Annotated in this window: 23 protein-coding genes; 7 read left to right on the forward strand and 16 right to left on the reverse strand. The window is 64.4% G+C overall.

Annotation, left to right across the window (positions count from 1 at the left end; translation table 11 throughout):
* Positions 1-11: 11 nt before the first annotated feature.
* Positions 12-1466: an MFS transporter gene (locus tag CGLY_RS05700; RefSeq protein WP_081804031.1), complete on the reverse strand. Its 1455-nt coding sequence runs from the start codon at positions 1464-1466 to the stop codon at positions 12-14.
* A gap of 133 nt (positions 1467-1599) precedes the next feature.
* On the opposite strand from CGLY_RS05700, the gene CGLY_RS05705 reads away from it, so the two are divergent.
* On the forward strand, positions 1600-2469 hold the full coding sequence (locus tag CGLY_RS05705) for a helix-turn-helix transcriptional regulator (protein ID WP_052539740.1): 870 nt from the start codon (positions 1600-1602) through the stop codon (positions 2467-2469).
* Positions 2470-2623: 154 nt separating this feature from the next.
* Here CGLY_RS05705 and CGLY_RS05710 read toward each other — a convergent pair whose 3' ends face one another.
* Genes CGLY_RS05710 through CGLY_RS05725 form a run of 4 tightly spaced genes read right to left on the reverse strand, consistent with a single transcriptional unit; the run spans position 2624 to position 5699 of the window.
* Positions 2624-3541, reverse strand: a complete 918-nt coding sequence (locus tag CGLY_RS05710; protein ID WP_038547231.1) for an MsnO8 family LLM class oxidoreductase — start codon at positions 3539-3541, stop codon at positions 2624-2626.
* Entirely contained in the window at positions 3538-4059 is a 522-nt protein-coding gene (locus CGLY_RS05715; RefSeq protein WP_038547234.1) for a hypothetical protein, read from the reverse strand. The genes CGLY_RS05710 and CGLY_RS05715 overlap by 4 nt, the downstream gene beginning before the upstream one ends.
* The gene (locus CGLY_RS05720; RefSeq protein WP_052539742.1) at positions 4056-4901 is read right to left on the reverse strand and encodes an alpha/beta hydrolase; all 846 of its coding nucleotides are present in this window, start codon (positions 4899-4901) and stop codon (positions 4056-4058) included. Before CGLY_RS05720 ends, CGLY_RS05715 begins: the two co-directional genes overlap by 4 nt.
* 9 nt (positions 4902-4910) lie before the next feature.
* Positions 4911-5699, reverse strand: a complete 789-nt coding sequence (locus CGLY_RS05725) for an SDR family NAD(P)-dependent oxidoreductase (RefSeq protein ID WP_038547235.1) — start codon at positions 5697-5699, stop codon at positions 4911-4913.
* Positions 5700-5871: 172 nt separating this feature from the next.
* Between CGLY_RS05725 and CGLY_RS05730 the strand changes: the two genes are divergently transcribed.
* Complete coding sequence (locus CGLY_RS05730; RefSeq protein ID WP_227590400.1) at positions 5872-6192, forward strand: cupin domain-containing protein; 321 nt, start codon at positions 5872-5874, stop codon at positions 6190-6192.
* A gap of 142 nt (positions 6193-6334) precedes the next feature.
* Here the strand turns inward: CGLY_RS05730 and CGLY_RS05735 are convergent, their stop codons facing one another.
* Positions 6335-7639 (reverse strand): MFS transporter, encoded by a 1305-nt coding sequence (locus CGLY_RS05735; RefSeq protein ID WP_052539744.1) that lies wholly within the window; start codon positions 7637-7639, stop codon positions 6335-6337.
* Positions 7640-7765: 126 nt separating this feature from the next.
* On the opposite strand from CGLY_RS05735, the gene CGLY_RS05740 reads away from it, so the two are divergent.
* Positions 7766-8083: an ArsR/SmtB family transcription factor gene (locus CGLY_RS05740; protein WP_038547238.1), complete on the forward strand. Its 318-nt coding sequence runs from the start codon at positions 7766-7768 to the stop codon at positions 8081-8083.
* 11 nt (positions 8084-8094) lie between these two features.
* Here CGLY_RS05740 and CGLY_RS05745 read toward each other — a convergent pair whose 3' ends face one another.
* Entirely contained in the window at positions 8095-8538 is a 444-nt protein-coding gene (locus CGLY_RS05745; protein ID WP_038547241.1) for a DUF7937 domain-containing protein, read from the reverse strand.
* Positions 8539-8577: 39 nt separating this feature from the next.
* On the opposite strand from CGLY_RS05745, the gene CGLY_RS05750 reads away from it, so the two are divergent.
* On the forward strand, positions 8578-9198 hold the full coding sequence (locus tag CGLY_RS05750) for a TetR/AcrR family transcriptional regulator (RefSeq protein ID WP_038547243.1): 621 nt from the start codon (positions 8578-8580) through the stop codon (positions 9196-9198).
* Here the strand turns inward: CGLY_RS05750 and CGLY_RS05755 are convergent.
* The 3 genes from CGLY_RS05755 to CGLY_RS05765 all read right to left on the reverse strand — a co-directional run bounded on the left by CGLY_RS05755 (position 9195) and on the right by CGLY_RS05765 (position 11554).
* Positions 9195-9527, reverse strand: a complete 333-nt coding sequence (locus tag CGLY_RS05755; RefSeq protein WP_144313636.1) for a hypothetical protein — start codon at positions 9525-9527, stop codon at positions 9195-9197. The two genes, CGLY_RS05750 and CGLY_RS05755, sit on opposite strands and share 4 nt — an antisense overlap.
* Positions 9528-9681: 154 nt before the next feature.
* Complete coding sequence (locus CGLY_RS05760) at positions 9682-10554, reverse strand: Fic/DOC family protein (protein ID WP_038547248.1); 873 nt, start codon at positions 10552-10554, stop codon at positions 9682-9684.
* Between the two features lie 190 nt (positions 10555-10744).
* Positions 10745-11554: a TrmH family RNA methyltransferase gene (locus tag CGLY_RS05765; RefSeq protein WP_038547250.1), complete on the reverse strand. Its 810-nt coding sequence runs from the start codon at positions 11552-11554 to the stop codon at positions 10745-10747.
* 140 nt (positions 11555-11694) lie between these two features.
* On the opposite strand from CGLY_RS05765, the gene CGLY_RS05770 reads away from it, so the two are divergent.
* Positions 11695-12897, forward strand: coding sequence for an MFS transporter (locus CGLY_RS05770; RefSeq protein ID WP_038547253.1), 1203 nt, complete (start codon positions 11695-11697; stop codon positions 12895-12897).
* 57 nt (positions 12898-12954) lie between these two features.
* Here the strand turns inward: CGLY_RS05770 and CGLY_RS05775 are convergent, their stop codons facing one another.
* From CGLY_RS05775 to CGLY_RS05785, 3 genes are read right to left on the reverse strand one after another with little or no spacing between them, the layout of a single operon-like run.
* Complete coding sequence (locus CGLY_RS05775) at positions 12955-13782, reverse strand: SDR family NAD(P)-dependent oxidoreductase (RefSeq protein WP_038547257.1); 828 nt, start codon at positions 13780-13782, stop codon at positions 12955-12957.
* Positions 13779-14726 carry an SDR family NAD(P)-dependent oxidoreductase gene (locus CGLY_RS05780; protein ID WP_227590401.1) on the reverse strand — a complete coding sequence of 316 codons (948 nt, stop codon included), beginning with the start codon at positions 14724-14726 and terminating at the stop codon, positions 13779-13781. The genes CGLY_RS05775 and CGLY_RS05780 overlap by 4 nt, the downstream gene beginning before the upstream one ends.
* A 5-nt stretch (positions 14727-14731) precedes the next feature.
* Entirely contained in the window at positions 14732-15367 is a 636-nt protein-coding gene (locus CGLY_RS05785; protein ID WP_052539746.1) for a TetR/AcrR family transcriptional regulator, read from the reverse strand.
* Between the two features lie 148 nt (positions 15368-15515).
* Between CGLY_RS05785 and CGLY_RS05790 the strand changes: the two genes are divergently transcribed.
* Positions 15516-16157: a LysE family translocator gene (locus tag CGLY_RS05790; RefSeq protein ID WP_038547259.1), complete on the forward strand. Its 642-nt coding sequence runs from the start codon at positions 15516-15518 to the stop codon at positions 16155-16157.
* On the opposite strand, the gene pdxR is transcribed toward CGLY_RS05790, so the two are convergent.
* Positions 16148-17557, reverse strand: a complete 1410-nt coding sequence (pdxR, locus tag CGLY_RS05795; protein WP_038547262.1) for a MocR-like pyridoxine biosynthesis transcription factor PdxR — start codon at positions 17555-17557, stop codon at positions 16148-16150. The genes CGLY_RS05790 and pdxR overlap by 10 nt on opposite strands.
* Before the next feature lie 103 nt (positions 17558-17660).
* Complete coding sequence (locus CGLY_RS05800; RefSeq protein ID WP_038551575.1) at positions 17661-17984, reverse strand: HigA family addiction module antitoxin; 324 nt, start codon at positions 17982-17984, stop codon at positions 17661-17663.
* A 141-nt stretch (positions 17985-18125) separates the two neighbouring features.
* Between CGLY_RS05800 and CGLY_RS05805 the strand changes: the two genes are divergently transcribed.
* Positions 18126-19022, forward strand: a complete 897-nt coding sequence (locus tag CGLY_RS05805; RefSeq protein ID WP_038547264.1) for a DNA-3-methyladenine glycosylase family protein — start codon at positions 18126-18128, stop codon at positions 19020-19022.
* On the opposite strand, the gene CGLY_RS05810 is transcribed toward CGLY_RS05805, so the two are convergent.
* Positions 18997-19875 (reverse strand): RCC1 domain-containing protein, encoded by an 879-nt coding sequence (locus CGLY_RS05810; protein ID WP_227590402.1) that lies wholly within the window; start codon positions 19873-19875, stop codon positions 18997-18999. The genes CGLY_RS05805 and CGLY_RS05810 overlap by 26 nt on opposite strands.
* Positions 19876-19979: the final 104 nt, after the last annotated feature.

Consider the following 19979-nt stretch of genomic DNA (forward strand, 5'->3'; position numbering starts at 1 on the left):
GTGCTGCGGCGTTAAGCAGCCAGGGGTACGGCCTCCGGAGCTGTTTCGGACGACTCCTTCTCCTTCGGCAGGTGCAGGAACGCGCCGAGCAGGATCGCCGCAACCAGCGCGATGGCGGCGTTGACGCCGATCGCCAGCTGCAGACCGGGCAGCAGGGTCGCTGCGACCATACCCGTGGCGATGGCTGACATGACCGGGGTGCCCAGGGCGATACCGACCTGCTGGCTCATGGTCACCAACCCGGTGGCCAGCCCCTGCTGGTGGGCGGGAACCCCCGCGGTGGAGGTCACGGTGTAGCCGACGATGGCCACGAGGTTCGCCACACCACCGAGGAACGTGAGGATCAACAGGGGGACCAGCCAGCCGTGGCTCTCCCCGGCGAACGCCAGAGGGGCGGTCGCGGCAGCCTGGACGAGAAGACCAATGACAATCGCGGTCTTTGGGTTGGTCATACCGATGACCCGTGGGGCAATGAGACCGCCGATGACGGTACCGATACCGAGGACTCCGAGGATCAGTCCCGCAGCAATGGCGCTGTAGCCGAGGATCTGCTGCAGGTACAGGGTCAGCAGGAACACCAGCGAGGTGAATGTGCCGAAGGCAAGGAGCCCGGCGGTATTGCCCCAACCGATGTTGGAGCGCTTGAGCAGTGACGGAGCGACCAGCGGTTCCTTGACACGCCCTTCGATCGCCAGGAAGACGGCAACCAGGATGACCGCGGCGAGGATCGGACCCCAGGTGCCCGGGTGTGTCCAGCCGTTGTGACCGGCGGCGTCAATGCCGAAGACCAGGGCGACAAGAGCCAGCGTGATCGTGATCGCGCCGGGAACATCAAGCTTCGGACGGGCGTCGGACGCCGGCTCGCGCAGGACGAAGGGTGCGATGATGATCACGGCAACGGCGACGACGACATTGATGAAGAAGGCCCAGCGCCACGACACAGCACCGGTGAGCAGACCACCGAGGACGGAACCAGCGGTGAAGCCGGCGGCCATGAGTGCTCCGTTGAGGCCGAGCGCCTTCGAGCGGGCGGGGCCCTCCGGGAACATGGTCGTCATCAGCGACAACGCGGCGGGAATGACCATGGCACTGGCGATACCCTGGCCGACGCGGGCGGCGATCAGGAGGACGGGCTCGGTGGCCAGTCCGCCGGCGAGCGAGGAGATGCCGAGCAGGACGATGCCGATCATGAACAGCTTCTTGCGACCGAAGAGGTCGGCCACGCGACCGAAGAACAGGGTGAACCCTGCGGCGCACAGTGCGAAGGCGGTGACGATCCACTGCAGGGAGGCAGTGGCGAAACCGAGCTCAGAGCCGATGTGCGGCAGAGCCACATTCAGGATCGAGAAGTCCACCGCGAGGGTGAAGTTGGCGGTCAGCAGGACGACCATCGCGATCTTCTGCGCGGCAGTGAAGCGTTCTGTGGGGGACGGGGTGGGTGGAGGTGCTGTCTCTGTGTTTCTCATGTGTCCCAGCATCGTGGGAGGCGACAAGGGTAACCAGAGCCCTGATGTGCGTGGTCTGGGGGCGGCTGGCCTGAGGTTGCCTAGCACTGACAGGGGTAGGCAACGTCAGGCCAGGTGCGCGATAATCGTTGACATGCACACACCACAGTCGTTGCAGGCAGCCGGTCCGGTCACCGAACTGGGGGAGTTCCTGCGGTCACGGCGTGACCGCATCAGCCCCGACGAGGCCGGGATCAACAGTTACGGGCGGCGCCGTGTGCCGGGCCTCCGGCGCGAGGAACTCGCCCAGTTGGCCGGGGTGTCGGTGACCTACCTGACCCGGTTGGAGCAGGGCCAGTCGCAGAACGCGTCCGACGCGATCATCGACGCTCTCGCCCGCGCCCTGCAGCTCGATGCCGATGAACGGGCGCACCTCTACGCCCTGGCACACCCTGTTCCGGTTAAGCGACCGCGGACGACGGCGAAACCGGAGATCGCTAAACCGGGCGCCGAACGGCTACTGCACTCGATGGGGGATGTTCCGGCGGTGCTGCTGGGCAGGTTCAACGACATCCTCGCATGGAACCACTCCGGTCACCTGTTGTTGGCCGGCCACCTGGATTGTGATGCCCCGTCGCGCGTCGAGGACCGGCCGAATCAGTTGAAATTGCTGTTCCTGGATGAGCACGTCCGGGATCTCTACGTCGACTGGAAGGACGAGGCCGCTCTTGCCGTTGCTTCGCTGCGCTACGTCGCCGCCCAGTTCGCCGACGACCGACGCCTGGCAGAGTTGGTCGGGGAGCTGAGTATGAACAGCCCGGAGTTCGCCCGATTGTGGGCGGGGCACGATGTTCGTCTGTGCACTAATGGGGCCAAACGATTCCGGCATCCCGAGGTCGGTGAGATGACGTTGGGCTACGAGGTGCTGCATCTGCCGGAGGGCAACGGCCAGCGCATCCTCACCCACACCGCGGAGCCGGGGAGTGCATCCTTCGCAGCGCTGCGACTGCTCACCGCCGTGTGACCGCCGTGTGACCGCTGTTGCGCGCACTGATGCGCATCACCGGGTCGCGTCGGGACGCTATCACCGGCCAGCGTGAGCCAGGTGCCAGAATCGGTCACCGCGGACCCTCCGATCCGACCGATCTTGGCACCTGGCTTACGCGGCCCCCACAAGGTCAGTCGGCGAACTGTTCGGCCAATAACCGGTAGGAGGTCAGCCGGTCGTCCGGGTCGCTGGTGAGCGTGTTGATCATGACCTCGTCAGCGCTGTGGTCCTTGGCGAGGTCGTGAAGCCGTTGAGCCACTACGTCCGGAGTCCCGGCGATGATTGCCGTGGACCGGGCCTTCGCCCGGGTGCGTTCAGCGTCTGTCCACGGGTGGGTGGCGGTGGCACCGGCCGACGGAATCGGCCCGTCGTACCCGAGGTCCTTGCGGGCGCGCCACAACAGCATCGCATCGGCCAGCTGTTGTGCTCGCTGAGGGTCTTTCGCAGTGATGGCACGGACGGCCAGCACGGTGTGCGGCCGGTGGCACTTCGTCGTGGAGGCCTCCCGGTAGGCGGCAGTGGCTTTCTCACCGCCGCGGGGGACGAAGAAATGGCCGTGCACGTAACCTGCGCCGAGATCTCCTGCCAGCGGCGCGGCGGAACCACCGGCGCCGAGAACCCACACCCTCCCGTCCGGCTCACCGGGCACGGCGGGGTGCTCGGCGCCCAGTGCCCCTACGAGGGCATGGATCTTCTCGGCGTAGGCGGGGTCGTCCAGCGCGGCCCTGCCAACCCCGGTGTCCATCCGGTCGCCGTGGACCTGTCCCAGCAATCCCATCACCTCGATAACCTTCGCTGCCTGGTAGAAGGGCAGCAGAATGCCGCCGGTACCGACGCGGATGGTCGACGTGCGTTCCAGCGCCAGGGCTGCCATCATCTCCGGGGCGGGGCTGGCGAAGGACGCGGAGCGGTGATGCTCGGCGAACCAGATGCGGTGGTAGCCCAGAGTCTCTACGTCCTCTGCCAGACGCAGTCCGTGGGCGACAGCATCTGCCCGGTCCGGGACGTGGTCGGTGACCGGGACCTGGTCGAGGACGGAGAGCCTCATGCCGACCGCCTCTCGGCGGCGGGGTGGATGGCGGGGATGATCCGCCAGTCACCACCGACCTGGAACACCAGGTTGTGGATGTCCGCCGCAGCGATGGTACGCAGCACCGGCACCAGTTCATCGGCGTGGTCCGGGCTGGCGACGTTCAGGGGCCACTCCCCAATGGTGGCACCGCGCAGGTGGGGATGGTGGAATCCGGCGCCGTAGGTCGCGATAAGACTGACTGGAGCCAGCGTCGCCGTACGCTGTTCCGGCCAGGTCAGTAGCCACGAGGAGAGCAGGCCGCCGCGCTGGTCGCGGTGCAGGCCGGTCACCTCGATCTTCCCGGTGCCGGCGAGCAGGTGGTCGTTGAACTCGGCGAGAACCTGTCGGGCCGGACCGTCGAGAAGCTGTACGGCCTCGGTGAACGCGGATTCTTTGCCGGCACGGGTGATGTGGCCGAAGTGGTTGCCGTCGCGGAGATCGATGAAGTGACGGGTCAGTGCTTCCAGTGGGGCGGGAGTGGTTGTGGTGGTCATGAGAGTTTTCCTTCCGGGTAGTGGTGGTGGGGTGGATGCTGATCGCGGTCTCCGCTGAGCTCGTTGAGCGCGGTGATGATGGTGGGGAGGACCAGTCCGGTGGGGTTGAGAATGTCGGCGTGCCCGGTGTTGTCGAGTGAGCGCAACGACGTAGGCACGGCGTCGTCTCGCAGCCGGGCGGCGTAGGCGCCTATGTCGTCGCGGACCGGGTCGTCGGCACCCACGATGAGGGACACCGGCGCCAGGCCGGTGAGGTCGGCGGCCTGCAGGGGAGTGGCGGGCACGGTCGGGTGTGGTGCTGTGTCACCGAGCCACCGCCGCCAGGCGGCCATGAGGTCTGAACGCCCAGGTGCCACTGCCGATGGCGCAAGGTAGGACGCGCGGGAGCACGCCGGGTCCAGCGGCGGGTAGGCCAGCAGTTGTGGTGGCACCCGGCCGTCGGCGTCGCGGCGAGCCAGGGCTGCGAGGGCGGCGATGGTTCCGCCCGCGCTGTCACCACCGACGGCCACCGGGAACTCGCCAGCTCGTTGTTCGGCCCAACCGAGTGCGGCGAGCATGTCGAGAACCGCTGACGGATGGTGGTGTTCGGGGGCGAGGCGGTAGTCGACGGAGACGACCGCCCAGCGTGACAGGGACGCGATCCGGGATGTCACAGGTGCCCAGTGGCGGGCAGACCCGTACTGCCAGGATCCTCCATGTGCCCACACCAGCCAGCCTCGTGGCTGGTCCGGGCGGTGCACGAGGAGTGGAACGTGGGCCCCGTCGGACGTCGGCGAGTGCTCCCACCGGGTCTGCACCCGGGTGTCGACGTGGCTGCGGACGTGGGGTTCTGCGGTGCTCATGGGTCGGCCTCATATCTGGCGCAGTGCGCCGCCGTCGACGGCCCACTCGGCGCCGGTGACCTGCGCTGCCCGTGGGGACAGCAGGTAGGAGATCACCGTAGCGACGTCGTCGGGACGACCGATCTTTCCGGTGGGTAGTCGACGTTCCTCACGGATGAACCGTTCGATCGCTGTATCGGGGTCGGTGCCGAACCGTGTGGCGAGCTGGTCACCGAACCCACCGGGTGCGTCGAACAGCGCGGTCCGGGTGGGGCCGGGGGAGACCACGTTTGACCGGATTCCCGCAGGCCCGAACTCTATGGCCAGTGACTTCGACACCGACAGCACGGCGGCCTTGGAGGCGGCGTAAGCGGACATGGTCGGATCCGGCATTCGGGCAGCCTCGCTACCCAGGTGGACGATGCTGCCGCCGGTGCTGTGGGACTGCATGGCGGTGATGACGGTGCGGGTGAGCCGGACGAGCGCGACGACGTTCATGGCGAACGTTGCGTCCCACAGCGCGTCGTCGAACGCGGTGAACGAGTCCCGGGTGTCGAACAGGGCGGCGTTGTTCACCAGCCCGTCAATCCGACCGTGGCGGTTGAGCGTGTGCTCGACCAGTCGCGTCGCTGCTCCGGGGGCGGTGAGATCGGCGGCGACGAAGTCGGTACCGGGCGGAAGCAGGTCGCCGTCGGGTGCGTGACGAGCGACGGCGACGACCTGGGTGCCTTCGTTGGCGAGTTCTCGGACGGTGGCCAGGCCGATGCCGCTGGTGGCTCCGGTGACGATGACGACGTGGTCATTGAGCTGCAGATCCATCGGCTTCTCCTGTGTGGGGGCATGTACGTGTGGTCATGCCTCCACCCTCGCCGGGCCTGTGGGAGGTAGCCAGAACCCCCGGTTGCCTAGCACTGACAGGGATAGGCGACTGCCGGCGTGGGCGTGCACTCTTGGGTCATGGCAGACAGAGAAAACTGGAGATTGACGGAGGATGAAGCAGATGAAGTTTATTGATGCCGGTGGCTACACTGCCGATCGACCTTGGGAAGCTCTTGATCTCGGTGAATTCGACAACGCAACCGTCCGATTGCACTGGACCGATCAGCCCTACACGTGGCACGTCAATGACGGCCCAGAGCTCTTCGTTGTCCTGGACGGGGCTGTCGACATGCACTATCGGGTTAATGGCGAGAAGCGAGTAGAACTGCTCACTCCCGGCACTGTGTGCTGTGTGGAGACCGGGGATGAGCACGTTGCCCATCCGGCTGGGACGGCCAGGATACTGGTGATAGAGCGCAAGGGGAGTATCTGAGGCTAGAGTTTCGGTAATTGATCCTTTCGCAACCAGGATCTCAGCTCCCGTGAAAATGAAAGGGCCGGAGAAGTGGCGGAATTCGAGATTGTGAGGAACGGGCCGAAGGTCTCACGTCGCCCACTGGATCCGTCATATCTCGTCACTGTTGTACAGGTGACGTTTCCGTGTTGAGCTCGGGCGTTGTATTTTTCCGGGACGTGCGGACCGACACTCGGTGAATGAGGACGAAGGCGATCCCGAGGAGTGCCACCAGGCCGATCATCGTCAGTGCGGCGGCGACGAGACCGTCGTGGTAAATCCAGGGGTGTCCGGTTCCACCGGACGCGACCAGTTGTCCTGCGTTTCCGGGGAGTGTGGTGGTGACGATGGCGGCGAGAATGGCGGCATAGGCGGCGACGAAAACAGCTTCGGAGCCGATTCGCAACAGGTTGATGACTCCGGACGCGGCACCGGCACGTTCCGACGGCACGGCGGCAAGCGCCTCGGCGTCGACGAATCCCAACGGCAGTCCGAAGCCCAGGCCGAGCAAGACCATGGGGGCGATACCTACCGCGACGGGGAGATCCGGGCGCAGGAGAAGAACAACGCCCACGCCGCCGACAATGAGCATGGTGAAAGAGACCGCGATAACACTGGTGGGTGTGGCTCGCCCGGACTGCATGATTCGGTGGACCAGTGTCGGAGCGATGAGGACCGGAACCGTCATCGTCAGCATGAGGGCTCCGATGACTCCGGAACTGAGGTTATGGATCGCTCCCAGGGCGCTGGGGAGGTAGGTCAGGAATGTCACGAACCCGATGGCCCCGGCCACCGGCACGAGTGTCATCGCGAGGAAACTCGGGGCCTTCAACGCTGAGAAGTCCAGGAGCTGGCGCAGTGACGTCTCGCCGCGCCCGAGCCGAGGCAGCCGGGTGGATCCCAGCAGGGCGACAGTTAGGACGATGGCCTGTACAGCGAAGATCCCGCGCCAGCCCCAGACGGAGAGCAACATGCCGGACAGTGCTGGACCAGCGGCCAGTCCGAGGCCGTTGATCGTCCCGAACAAGGCGAATGCCTTGGCTCGGGCAGGGCCCTCGAACAGGTGCGTCAGCAACGGTGCTGCTCCAGTGAGTACGGCGGCCGATCCGATACCGGCGATCACTCGTCCGGCATCGAGGATGCTCAGCGTGGGCGCCAGAGCACTGATGATGCCGCCAACTGCGGCTATGACGATGCCGATACGGAATGAGCGGGTGTATCCGATGCGGTCGGAGAAGGCTCCCCAGGCGATGGTGCAGATGGCGAACGAGACGTTGAAGCCGTTGACGACCCACTGCAGTGGGGTCGGGTCGGATCCCAGGTCCGCGGCGATGCCGGGAAGTGCGACGGCGGTGCCGGAGATGGACAGCGGGATGACGAACTGCGCGAACAGGATCACTGTCAGTAGTAGTCGGGGTCGGGGCATGAGCACTCCTGTGGTTCGATGAAAAGCTAAGGTTCGAATATTGACGAACCTATGCAAGCACGTCGATGAGGTACGATGCAAGACGAACCTTCAGTAGTGCGTCGAAAGACGGAGAAAGGAAGTATCGTGCCCCGTCAGCCACAGTCCCCGGAGCCAGACGAGATCGAACTCGGCGCGGTGTTGTCCGCGCTGGCTGATCCGCATCGTCGCCGTGTCGTCCGTGCCCTGGTGCACGACGTCGACGCCAGCGAGCGTTCCTGCACGAGCTTCGGGCTGGACCTGTCGAAATCGACGCGGAGCCATCATTTCAAGGTGCTTCGGGAAGCTGGGCTGGTGAGACAGGTGGACCGGGGCAACAGGAGTGGGGTAACTCTCCGCCGTCAAGATCTCGACGCGCGCTTTCCCGGGCTGCTTGCGCTGATCGGGGATGAGGACGGCGACTGACTCTCGCTGCGTCAGGCGATGGGGCAGTGTTCGCCCTGGCGTGTGCGCACGACGTGGGGAGCGATGATCAAGGCGGCATACGCCGACACGAGAAAGAACGCGACCGGACCTTGCTGCGGTTCCGTCAAGGACGGATATCGCGAGGCGGCAGCGCCATAGATCACGGCATCGAGGAGGAGGCCGGTGGCGGCGATCCCGGAGCCGAACAGGAGCCGGTGGGTTATCGAATCAGCGCGTCGACGGCGGTATAACACGTAAGCGATGACTGCCAGGGCAAGAGCTGCTGCGGTAAAAGCGATGATCGCGAGCACTCCGGGCCATGAACCGGAATCCGGCAGGAGGACTGGCCCGAGTGTGGTGATCAGTGTTGTGGCGATAACCCAGATTGCGACTCCGTAGCCGATGGCGGTGAGAACGTCGTGACGGTCGGGAAATGTGTTCGGTGTCTTGGTCATGCTGTCATATTAGTGGAACGATCGTGGTAAAAATAGGACATGGCCCGTCCTAGGAATCCTGAACGCAAAGCAGAGCTACTCGTTGCGGCTACCGACGTCGTGCAGCGGCTCGGAATCGCAGGCGTCACCCTGCGACCTTTAGCCAACGAAATTGGAGTTGCTCCGCGCACGTTGCTGTATCACTTTGGCAGTAAGGAGAAGCTGCTCGTCGAGGTCATCCGCGATCTGAGGCGACATCACGCCCAGATAGCCCAGTCGCTTACCCGGGTGCACTGGGAGGATGAGCCTGAACGGCAACTTGGTGAGACGGTTGATCGGCTGTGGCAGGAGGCGAAGCTACCTGGAGCGCGTCCGTTTCTCGCATTGTATTTTGAGCTCGTGTCGCTGGCGATCCGCGATCCAGACCAGTACAGGCCGTTACTCGTTGACGCCGACAGAGAATGGGTGGATGCCATCACGGGGTATCTTGTCCGCTGTGGTATTCACGAAGAGGAGACAACTGCGATGGCAGACACCCTCTTGATCGGGTATCGCGGTGCGGTGTCATTCGCCCTTGCCACCGGTAGGTGGGAGAGTGCAGAAGCATCGATCGCCACGGCAATAGTCGAGGTTCAGGACAGGATCAGGGACTGTCTCGCAGCCGCCCGACGTCGAAATTAGAGGCCTACAACCGTTGCGGTCACCGTGAACTCGTCCTCACCGTGCTTCGTGATCAGCTGGATACCACGTCGGGCGAGAACTTCCTTCAGCCGTGACAGTCGTTGCAGTGCTGGGGCCGAAACGATTGTTGAGCTGACGCTATGGATATTCATCCGGCCTGCATCCACGGTGATATTCACGTCGGGTGTTCCCGGATATTCCAGGATGGCGGTGACACTCGCCCGCAGTACCTCACTCAGCGGTGAGTCGAGCATCGGGCCATCCGCGTCGTGAATGCTCACGGAGACGGTGGCGCCCGCTGCCTCAAGGAGCGCCTGGGCACTTTTCACCTCCAGTGCACCAGTGTGGGGCACTTGGCTGAAGTGCCAAATGTCAGGAATCCCCGTGACAGCCCAACGCTCACAGTGGAGGTGAGCACTATCGAACGTCTAGCCGGAGATGGTCGCGAAGATTCTTCTACTTCTTATTTTGTGGTAGAGAGGCTTATGGCGACGCAACCTGACGGTAGACCTGTCGCAGTGGTGTCGAGTCGGTGTGTATGCCGGAGGGGTCCACGAACGTCGCTGCCGAGGCACGGATCCAGTCCTCGCAACTCACCCGGTTGAAGTGCAGTTCCACACCGTGTCGGCCGGCGAGGTCGGTCATGAACAGTCGCGATGCCCGCCCGTTGCCGTCGCGGAACGGGTGGGCGAAGTTCAGGTCAGTGTGCAGGTCGGCCAGTGTGCCCACTCTCTGGTCGAAGGTGGCCTCAGCCCAGTCGAACCGCTCGATCGACCGGTCAAGTTGGCGCATGTACATGCTCATGCTGTGGTGGTCACCGAACCCGTGGGTCCCTTTCATCATGTTCACCACCCGGGGTCGGCCCGCCCACGGGTAAATGTCCTCGAACAGGGTGTGGTGGATCGACGAGAGGCGCTCGCCAGCACCCTCCCCGTCGATGACGAGCTCGCCGGACGCCATCGCCATTGCGCGGCCCGTCGCCACGATGTGCTCGACTGCGCCGAGGCACGCAGCATCACGCAGGCCGAGATAGCTACGCAGGGTGGTCGTGCCGGGAAAGAAGTAGCTGCTCCACACGTCGGGCTCGGGTCGGAACCCCCTCCGCCTGTCCGGATCGCCGCCGTTGTTGGTGGCGAGAGTGTCAATTTCGGTGCGCGTCAGGAAGGACGAACCGTTGCGTTGTCTACGGTCTGCCAGATCCCGGATATCCGTCCCGGTGGGTTCCCACCCTTCCAGGACGCTGCTGTGCGCTGCTTCGATGACCGGCTCGGCGTCGGCGTCGCTCACGCCGGAGAACACATCGGGGAACGCGGCACGATAACCGTCGATACCAGTCAACGTGGTGAAATCGGTCATGGTCGGCGCCTTTCCGTGACGTGCGGAACTCCAATTGTACGGTCCGTGGCCTACTGCCGCGAGAGCCTCTCGTCGAGGTCCACACCGAAACTGGCTTCGCAGCCGGCTGTGCCGTTCTCGTCGTGAGAGAGCAAGTTGTACCAACGCCTGGTTCAGCGGCACACAGCACAAACAGATGCTGCACTGCCACCTACCCGCAGCGCGAATGGGCCCGTTCGTGTAGTGCAATACCCGCCGAGACCGAGACATTGAGTGACTCTATGTCGTCCGACATCGCGATGGAGCACCGATAGTCAGCGATTCTGGCGATGTCAGTGGATACGCCGCGGCGCTCGCTGCCCAGCACTATCGCGATTCGTTCCTTGACCCTCTGCAGAACCTCGATCGGCACGGTGCAATCAGCTGCCAGTGTTGCTACAGGAATCTGCTGTTCGTGCAGGTAGTGGATGACGTCGCGTCGAGGCGCAATCACGGTAGGCAGGGTAAAAACCAGACCTCTGCTTGCCCTGATCAAGCGCCGATCGAACACGGTCCGTAGTCCACTATCCAGGAGAATGACCGCCGCGGCATTGAGACCCGCGGATGTTCTGACGATCGCGCCAATATTGCCGACCAGGCGCACGCCATCAAGAACGATGATGTCACCGGAACTGTCGGAAAAGTCGCTGAGCTCACCCGGAGCGGGCGATTGTGCCAAGGCGAAGATGCGTGAGCGTTTGTCGTCGCCGAAGATCCTCTTGGTGACGGCGCTGGACAGCGTGTGTATCTGAACTTCGTGCAGTTCAGACACCACCTCGTCGAGTGCGAGGGGATTGCGACCTTCGGTGATGTAGAGGCTGTCGATCAGGACACCGCTGCGTGCTGCCTGGACAATGTTCTCCAGGTCATCGATCAGAATGACGTTCGGCGCGACGGCTCGACGTCGCACCACGTCCGTAATGCGACGAGCCACGGGGTGATAGGGGTTATCGATGATGTGGTGCTGTACTGGTGCCGCCATGTGGAGGACGTTCCGGTATGACGCGACGTGAGGGTCAAATCAGCATGCCGTTGATACACTGAGATGGTCTGGAGTTGCCGCCCCTGACCGTCCGGGGGTGGCGTGCACTGCAGTCGTCAGGGCGGCCCTGGAGCCGTCTCATGCTGCTGCACCGTTTTTCTGTCCCCGTCGCCCTGTGGTTCGTATTCTTTGTGAACGGGGCTGTGCTGTCGAGTTGGGCGCCGAGAATACCCGAGGTCAAGGATGATCTCGCGCTCTCGGACAGTGCACTTGGTACTGCGCTGCTGGGCATCGCGCTGGGTGCTGTTCCTGCGATGCTGATCACCGGTCGCGTCCTGCGGAATGCGCGTGACGTGACAGTCTGCGCCGTTGCGGCTCTGGCTTTTCCAGCCGCTCTACCCCTGATTGGGTTCGCAACGGGTCTTGCGACGTTGATGGCCGTACTTCTACTGCTGGGAGTGTTGAGCGGGGTACTCGACGTTGCGATGAACACTGCAGCAATGCGGGTCCAGGCGGCTGAACACAAGCGCATTATCGGCACGCTGCATGGCGCGTACAGCATCGGCGTGATGGCCGGCGCAGGTGCTGCGGCCTGGGCCGTGCACCTTAAAGCGGACCTGACCGCTCACTTCCTGGCCTCGGCGGCATGTCTGCTTGTTCTCGGTGCGATGGCCTCCGCTGTGCTCGTCGCCTCAACGTCCCACTCTCGGGAAGACGCTCGTCAATCACGGACGACGGCTGCCATGGCCCCGACAGACAAGCCACGGTCCAGGGTCGGATGGGTTCCTGTCACTGTAGCGGTACTCGCTCTCAGCGGGTTCCTTCTGGAAGGCATGGTCACCGACTGGTCGAGTCTTCTCCTTCGGCGCGACATGGGCGCCGATCCTGCGTTTGCTGCATCGGCTCTCACGGTGTTCAGCGCAGCCATGTTCCTTTCGCGGACGGCCAGTGACATGCTGTCGCGGTACATCCCGGACGGTATTTTCGTTGTCGTGGCAGCTGGTGCCGTCGCCGTGCCGACTGCCGCCGCAATCATGGTGGAGAGTCCGGGAGTCGCTCTCGTTGCCGTCATTCTGATCGGCCTCTGCGCCGGCCCGATGTTTCCGCTGGCACTGACTCGCGCTGCACACGCCCGGCCACACGAGGTCGCTGGCGTCAGCGCGCGGCTCAGCGTCATCGGTTATGCGGCCTATCTTGCCGGACCGCCCGTGATCGGCGTCGCCGCGGAGTACACAGGCCTTCCCGCGACCTTCCTCGGCGTCACCGTGGTCACAGCAGTGTGCCTTCTGGGGACAGCCTTCGTCTGGCGACGCCACAGCAGACACCACCGTTCGGTGCTCTGACTTCTTCTCGTCATTGCCGGAGCAACTGGTCTCTGGCGGTGTGGTCTGTCTTTCAGGTCACCACTCGATCCCCAGCATCTCCGCGCTCCGCTCCCAGTGTCCCCGCACTATTGCCGGATCATAGGCTTGCCGGTTGGTACGTCCGACTCGTCGGGGTGTCGCATAGTACTTGCCCGACTGCCACGTCTCGTCCGGCCGCGCGTCGATGAAATGCCGCAGGCGTGCGCCGCCCCGTTCCGGGGAGATGAGGAACGCCTTCAGCGCTCCGTGGTAGATGCGCTGAAAGGAGCTGTCGGTGTCTGAGGCGAAGTTCGTCGCGACGATACCGGGGTGGAATGCCACCGAAGACAGCCCCTGCGCATGGAAACGCTCGTGCAGGCCCGTGGTGAACAGGATGTTCGCCAGCTTGGCGTTACCGTAGGCCAGGTTCGGCGAGAAGTTCTGCCAGGTGTTCAGATCGTCGAGAGTGATCCGGCCGAACAGGCGTGCGCCGATACTGGAGGTGTTGACCACAGCAGCCTGACTGTCGACGAGGAGGTCGATCAACAGGTGTGTGAGCAGCGTCGGGGCCAGATGGTTGACCTGGAAGGTCATCTCGAACCCGTCCGGGGTCGCTGTGGGGCCGGAGAAGATCCCACCGGCATTGTTCGCCAGGACATCGATACGGTCGCAGGTCCTGCGGAGCGTCGCCGCGAGTTCGCGGACATCATCGAGTCGGGTGAAATCCGCGCAGTGGTAGTCGGCTCCGAGTTCGTCGGCCACTGCCCGGGTTTTCTCCGGTGAGCGTCCGATGAGAACTAGTCGCGTATCGCCGTCGGCGAGTTGACGGCTGGCCGCGGCGCCGATTCCGTCGCTGGCTCCGGTGATGACGAGGGTGCGTGTCATGTGTTGTCCTCCTGGTGCATGAACGGTGTGGTGAGGTGTTCGACGGCATCCCACAGTTGTCGTTCGCGATCTGGGTCGTAGGACTCCGGTGAGGAGTCCGCGACATGGTCCCGGTCGATGTAGGCACCGCTCGGTGCGGGAATATCACCGACGACCGCCTCGGCGAGTAGTGCTCCGGCCTTCGCCGATGTCGTAGCCAGTGGCGACACGGTCAGTGCTGGCATGAGCCATCTCATCGCGAACCGGGACAGTACGTCGGCGTCCCGCGTGAGGCCGGTGCCGGGGACCAGGCCGGGGTTGTATCCGTACACCGCTGGACCGGTGGGAAATCGGCGGGCGTATTCGTGGAGCAGGTAGATCGCGGCCAGTTTGCTGGTCGAATAGGCTGTGCGTCCGGCCCTGGTACGTCCCGGTGGTGAGAATGCGCCGGTGTGCGCCAGGATGTCGGTGGGTAACCACCGGGGTCCGGGCACCATGCCCAGGTTGTGGCGCAGATCCCCGACGTGCGTGTCGCTGACGGTCACGACGACCCGGCCGCCGGGACGGACGTGCTGGTGCAGTGTGCGGAACAGAATGTGGTTCGCCAGGACGTTGACGGCGAACGTCGCCTCGAAGCCGTCGACAGTTTCTACCAGTGTTGACGTGTGCTGAACCCCGGCGTTGCAGACGACTGCGCCCAGGGGCGGGAGATCGCCGGCGCCACAGCGGTGGGCGACGGTCGCCGCAGCCTCGTAGACGCTATGCAGAGACGCCAGATCGGTGGGAATGGCAGATACCGTTCCTCCCGTTTTCTGCAGGTCCGCGACGACATCCGTGGCATCGCCGCGGCTGAGGAGCACAAGGTGTGTGCCCGGCTGGCGGGTCAGCAGTCGCTGTGCTGCGACGCGACCGATGCCGCGGGTAGCTCCGGTCATCACGACGGTCTGGTTCATCGTCTGGGTCACTGTCGTCACCTCCCCGGAACGGCGTGGGGGAGCCCGTGGGACGGAGCTCCCGTGATCGCCTGGACGAGGAGGGAGACGTCCTCGTCCCGAAGGATCTCCGTCGCGTCATCGGAGCCCATGAAAGCCGCCCGAGCGAGGATCGCGCCGATAATCAGATGCGCGGCGGAGGATGCGTCGCCGGCACGTCGCTCGTCCCGCTCCTCGGCGCGCTTGAGGACGGCGGCGAGGTGGTCACGCGTCGGTTCGAGCACACTGTGCCGGACGATGGCGGCGAGTTCGGGGTCGTGCGCAGCTTCCCCGACCAGTGCCACGAGCGTTGCTCCGACGGCTCCGGACAGCACACGGCGCTTGTGGGCCAGCAGCTCGACGAGATCGCCCTCCGTCGTCCCGGTGTCAATGTCGGCGTTTTCGGTCTCGGCGATCTGGGCTGCCGCAGCAAGGAGGAGGTCGCGCTTCGAGGGCCACCGGCGGTACAGCGTCGCAGTCGAGACGCCGGCACGCTTGGCGACGGCGGCGGTGGTCAACGCGGCATAGCCGTTCTCGGCCAGCAGCGCGAGGACGGCCTCCATGATCGCAGGGGTCAACTTGGTGTTCACCGGGCGTCCTCGGGTGCTCCCAGGGTGGTCATCGGTGGCAGCCATGGCGTCACTCCCTTTTTCGATACGAAACGAGTTCGTTTCATAACGTAGTCGAACCGGAGTGGCCTTGCAATCAGTACTCGGTTTGGACCATGACAGTGGAGGATCATTGGATCTGTAGTTAGACCATGATCTCCCGCACGCTGACAGAATGACCATTGAATTCTGGATCACCTCGATCATCGTGACCGCGACACCAGGGACCGGGGCACTGTTCACCGTCGCCGCCGGACTGAACCGCGGCATTCGAGCCGGGCTGATTGCCGCGGTGGGCTGCACTTTGGGCATCATTCCTCACCTTGTGCTCGCCCTCTCCGGTGCAGCGGCAGTGTTCGCGGCGAGCCCCGTCGCTTTCGGCGTCCTCAAGTGGCTCGGTGTCGCCTACCTGCTGTACATGGCGTGGGGGACCTGGCGCCAGACCGGGGTCCTGGCGCCCGACACCGACGAGGCTGACGGCGCTGACGAGAGTGCGCCGATGACGGGGCCGTCTTCCGGGAAGGTGATCGGAAACGCTGTTCTCGTGAATCTGCTCAACCCGAAGCTCACCGTGTTCTTCTTCGTCTTCCTGCCCCTGTTCGTTGATACCGGGGCTGACGGTGCCGTCCTGGAGATGGCAATCCTCGGTGCCGCGTTCATGGTGGTCACCCTGCTGATCTTCGCGGTTTACGGTGTGTGCGCCGCCTGGTTGCGCCGGTACGTGGTCGGACGACCGGTGGTGATGGCGTGGATCGGGAGGGTATTCGCCGCATCGTTCGTCGTCCTCGCGGTGATGCTCGCCCTGACTCAGCAGTGAGTGTTTCGTACCAACTCACCGAGTTGCCGGATGGCCGCGTCAAGACGCCGCGGGGAATGCGGACCGTACCCGATAACCACCCCGGGCGGGCCCGGGGCGGCGCGGTGGCTCGACAAAGGTTGTACCGCGAGGCCGGCATCGCGGGCTCGCGCACAGAGTGCGACGTCGTCGACATGGTCAGGCAGGCGGACGAGCAGATGCAGGCCCGCGGCAATACCGTCGATGGTGCATCCGGGGAGGTAGCGGTGGATCGCATCCACAGCTGCGTCACGGCGCTCCCGATGGCGCAACCGGAGGCTGCGCAGGTGACGCTCCAGCACGCCGTTGTCGATCAGATCGGTGAGGGCGAGCTGGGGCAGGGCAGGAGAGCCCAGATCCGTCGCCCACCGCAGCTCCGCCAGGTCGTCCCGCAGCGGTTCCGGGACGATCACCCAACCGAGACGAAGCGCCGGAGCAAGGACCTTCGACAGGCTGGAGACATGGACGATGCGGTCCGGAGCCATGGGGTGCATGGCCCGGACCGGGGAGCGGTCGTAGCGGTACTCGGAGTCGTAGTCGTCCTCGATGATGAACCCGTCGGTTGACCGTGCCCACTCCACCAGCGCACGGCGGCGATCAGGAGACAGGACGACACCGGTCGGGAACTGATGGGCCGGGGTGACCACGGCGGCACCCACTCCGGTACGGGAGAGGGCGTCGACGTCGATGCCGGAGGCATCGACCGGGACGGGATGAAGCTCGTCCAGCCAGTAGTTCAGGATCCGGCGGTTGCCCTCCGCGCCGGGATCCTCGACAGCACAGTCGGTGATGCCGCGGCGGCGCAGTACCTGCGCGAGCAGGCTGAGAGCCCCGGTCACCCCGGCAGTGACGATGATCTGCTGTGGTGAGACGGCCAGGCCACGACTACGCCCTAACCATGACGCCAGCGCCGTCCGCAGTGCCGGAACGCCGGCGGGATCGGCGTATCCCAGGTCATCCGGTGTCGCCGTGTCGAGGACGCGTCGTTCTGCACGCAGCCAAGCTGCACGCGGAAAAGCGCTGATGTCCGGCACCCCGGCGGAGATGTTCAGTAGCTCGCCGTGCTCTGCGAGTTCTGTGGTGGTGTCAGAGGCCGCCGCGTCCGACGGTGAAGCTGGTGAGGGGATCGTGGTTGCAACTTCGGTACCGCCACCACGGTTGGTGACCAGGAGGCCTTCCTCCGTCAGACGTCGGTACGCCTCCACGACGGTGCCACGCGACATCTGCAGTTCCGTGGCCAGCGTCCGCGTCGCAGGCAGGCGGTTACCGGGCCGGAGCACAGCGTCGGCGATCGCCGCGCGGAGTTGCGCGGCGAGCCATGCTGTCCTGCCCCGTGGCGGAGCTGCGGCGGGGTCGAGGGAGAGGAAAGTTGAACCGGTCATGTGGTGCAGGAGTTTACGTGGGGAGTGGGACTGTGAACCACTCTTTGAGCGTGTGACGAGCACGAAGGTGGGGCCGTGCGCACTACTAGGAAGATCGCTTGTCTCAACTGGGGATGTTGCTTATGTCGGTGTTCTGTCGGGCGTGGAACAGGTCGTGGGACTCCTGGATGCCGACCCAGAATTCCGCAGAGTTGCCGAAGTAGGCGGCCAGCCGGACCGCAAGACTCGCGGAAAGCCCGATCTGTCCACGCACGAGCCTGGAAATCTGAGACTCTGACACACCCAGGTCTTTTGCGAGGCGGTACTGGGTGATGGCCAGTGGTTCCAGGAACCCCAGTTTGAGGATTTCTCCGGGGTGGGGAGCAGGGATGATCACGGAGTCCGCGTTGTCGTCCTGGTTGTGGTCAGTGGTAGTCGGTGAAGTCAACGTCAACAGCGCCTCTGCCTGTCCAGATGGAGATGATCCGGTACTGGTTGTTTACCCGGATCGAGTGATCTCCGTAACCCTCGCAGCGATCAGCATAACAAGCACGTGGCACAGTGTCCTCGAGCGTCGGATACTGGAGGAATGACTGACAGTGAGCTGACCCGGACGATGACCCCGCTCTTCGCGTCGCCGGTATCGCTCGATACGTTCCGACGTCACGGCGACGACATGATCGACCGGTGGGACGGTCGCCGGTTTACACGTGCCGTCGATGCTGGGGACGGTGTGGAGGCCGTCCAGATTGATGTGGGCTCAGAACCTGGCCCGACAACATGGACGGTGACGGCCGGTGGATACCCGTCTGACATCGAGGACGTGGTCCATCGTCAGTTCATCGTCGGCGATGCTCCTGGCGAGGGGTGGGTGGACACCTGCCCTGAGGTGGCGGGGAAAGTGCCGCGCGAGATCATCGACTCGGCTGCAGTGGTGCGGTCTACATCGCTGTTCCAGTCGGTGGTCCGGTGCGTGACTGCCCAGCAGATCAACCTTGAGTTCGCCTCCGTCCTGCGGCAACGTCTGGCAACACGACTCGGCATCTACCATTCTGTCAGAGATACGGGCGCGTACTGGCTGGACATCGACAGGGCGTTGAGCACGTCGGTGGACGAGCTACGGGACATGCAGCTCAGCGGTATGAAGGCCAGATTCATTCTGGCGACAGCCCGCGCAATCGCTGACGGTGTCCTGGACAGCCAGACACTCACTGCGCTTGACGATGTCGAGCTACGTAGTCGGCTGACATCGATCCCCGGTATCGGACGCTGGACCGCCGACTGGGTGATGATCCGCTGGTTCGACCGCCCACTGGTCGCGGCAGGGGATCTCGGCGTGCGGAAGGCGATTCGCTGGCTGCACGATCTTGCTGAGATGCCGAGCGAACGCACCGTCCGTGAGCTCACCGCACACTGGGGTGAGCACGCTGCTGTCATCCAGGCGGCGGTGATGGAGGCGTTCAACCGGCACAACGCCAGGGGCTGAGACGGCCGGCCCACGTTGCGATGTCCCGCTGGCCGTCAGTATTGGTCCCTGCACTGACGAGGGACCCATCGGAACACAATCCGAGCGTATGGGCCGAGCCTGCGGCGATGGCGACGATGTTTTCCCAGCTCTCGATATCACACTGGCCGTGACTGTTGTCGCCGGCTGCCAGAACTCGGCCTGAAGCAGTCACACCCACCGCATGCTGGCTCCCCGCGGACACCGTGACAATATCTTCCCACTCGTCGATGTCGGCTAATCCAGTGGTTGGCGCCCCGGTGATGAGAACCCGCCCGTCGGCTTTCAGCCCGACCGTGTAGGCCGAACCGGCTGCGATGGCGGTGAGATTTCTCCACGCCTCCACCGCGCATTGACCTCGCCGGTTATTTCCTGCTGCCACTGCGGATCCATCGTCGCGTAGCGCGACGGAATGCCAATCACCGCACGATACAGCCACGATGTCTCTCCATCGGCTCACATCACAGGCACCCTCGGTGATCCGACCGGTCGCCGACGCAGTGCCATCTGAGCAGACTCCGAGTGTCCGCCGCCAGCCCGCTGCTACCGTCGCTATGTCACGCCAGCCCCCGGTGTCGCACTGGCGGTCGTGATTCCATCCGGTCGCCAGAACGGTGCCGTCCGAGCGGAGACCGACAGTATGCGATTTGCCGGTGTTCCTGGCGGTATGCACATTCCCCGCTGCTACGGCGACGACATTGTTCCAGTGGTCGACATCGCATTCGCCGGCTCGGCCGTCACCGACGGCGGCCACGGTACCGTCTCGCAGCACCGCGACCGAGTGACGCCTGGCTGCCGCCAGCATCAGTCTGCGACCTCGCTCTACTGTCTCCACATGGAGAGAATACGTGCCTGAGGGGAAGCAGATGGCGCACGCTTGTGGCGGGCTACGCAGAATCCCGTGCCCTGTGGTTGGACACTGCCCATCACGCACAAGGG

This window comes from Corynebacterium glyciniphilum AJ 3170 (genome assembly GCF_000626675.1).
GTDB classification, from domain to species: Bacteria; Actinomycetota; Actinomycetes; order Mycobacteriales; family Mycobacteriaceae; genus Corynebacterium; species Corynebacterium glyciniphilum.

Coding starts and splice junctions, on each gene's coding strand:
- CGLY_RS05785 (WP_052539746.1), bottom strand. CDS start 15,367: ATGGCTGCCACCGATGACCACCCTGGGAGCACCCGAGGACGCCCGGTG.
- CGLY_RS05725 (WP_038547235.1), bottom strand. CDS start 5,699: ATGGATCTGCAGCTCAATGACCACGTCGTCATCGTCACCGGAGCCACC.
- CGLY_RS05705 (WP_052539740.1), top strand. CDS start 1,600: ATGCACACACCACAGTCGTTGCAGGCAGCCGGTCCGGTCACCGAACTG.
- CGLY_RS05790 (WP_038547259.1), top strand. CDS start 15,516: ATGACCATTGAATTCTGGATCACCTCGATCATCGTGACCGCGACACCA.
- CGLY_RS05735 (WP_052539744.1), bottom strand. CDS start 7,639: ATGCCCCGACCCCGACTACTACTGACAGTGATCCTGTTCGCGCAGTTC.
- CGLY_RS05710 (WP_038547231.1), bottom strand. CDS start 3,541: ATGAGGCTCTCCGTCCTCGACCAGGTCCCGGTCACCGACCACGTCCCG.
- CGLY_RS05760 (WP_038547248.1), bottom strand. CDS start 10,554: ATGACCGATTTCACCACGTTGACTGGTATCGACGGTTATCGTGCCGCG.
- CGLY_RS05745 (WP_038547241.1), bottom strand. CDS start 8,538: ATGACCAAGACACCGAACACATTTCCCGACCGTCACGACGTTCTCACC.
- CGLY_RS05770 (WP_038547253.1), top strand. CDS start 11,695: ATGCTGCTGCACCGTTTTTCTGTCCCCGTCGCCCTGTGGTTCGTATTC.
- pdxR (WP_038547262.1), bottom strand. CDS start 17,557: ATGACCGGTTCAACTTTCCTCTCCCTCGACCCCGCCGCAGCTCCGCCA.
- CGLY_RS05775 (WP_038547257.1), bottom strand. CDS start 13,782: ATGACACGCACCCTCGTCATCACCGGAGCCAGCGACGGAATCGGCGCC.
- CGLY_RS05700 (WP_081804031.1), bottom strand. CDS start 1,466: ATGAGAAACACAGAGACAGCACCTCCACCCACCCCGTCCCCCACAGAA.
- CGLY_RS05720 (WP_052539742.1), bottom strand. CDS start 4,901: ATGAGCACCGCAGAACCCCACGTCCGCAGCCACGTCGACACCCGGGTG.
- CGLY_RS05765 (WP_038547250.1), bottom strand. CDS start 11,554: ATGGCGGCACCAGTACAGCACCACATCATCGATAACCCCTATCACCCC.
- CGLY_RS05750 (WP_038547243.1), top strand. CDS start 8,578: ATGGCCCGTCCTAGGAATCCTGAACGCAAAGCAGAGCTACTCGTTGCG.
- CGLY_RS05715 (WP_038547234.1), bottom strand. CDS start 4,059: ATGACCACCACAACCACTCCCGCCCCACTGGAAGCACTGACCCGTCAC.
- CGLY_RS05730 (WP_227590400.1), top strand. CDS start 5,872: ATGAAGCAGATGAAGTTTATTGATGCCGGTGGCTACACTGCCGATCGA.
- CGLY_RS05805 (WP_038547264.1), top strand. CDS start 18,126: ATGACTGACAGTGAGCTGACCCGGACGATGACCCCGCTCTTCGCGTCG.